Genomic DNA, 228 nt, shown 5'->3' with positions numbered 1-228 from the left:
CGCCGGCCAACGACGTTTACGTTAACGGTTCGACCGTCAGCACCACCATTACCGGAGCTACCGGCGGCAACTTTGAAAACCTGGTGCCGAGCACTACGCCTGCGGTTACTACAATCACTGATTCGGTCGACGCTACCGCCGTTACGCTGACTGCCGACACGACAGTCACCGAAGGCGGTCAGATCACCTACACCGCGACCCTGACCAACCCGGCACAAACCCCGGTGA

The 228-nt window shown here is 60.1% G+C and carries 1 protein-coding gene; it reads left to right on the top strand.

The annotated features are described in order from the left end of the window. Window positions 1-228, top strand: a 228-nt coding sequence (locus BFQ00_RS30460) for an immunoglobulin-like domain-containing protein (RefSeq protein ID WP_170827559.1), incomplete at both ends; no start/stop codon positions are given.

It is taken from the genome of Pseudomonas sp. 28 E 9 (genome assembly GCF_900004785.1).
Lineage (GTDB): Bacteria > Pseudomonadota > Gammaproteobacteria > Pseudomonadales > Pseudomonadaceae > Aquipseudomonas > Aquipseudomonas orientalis_A.
The sequence above is the reverse complement of the archived record's forward strand: the minus strand, read 5'-3'. Positions and strand labels throughout refer to the sequence as shown.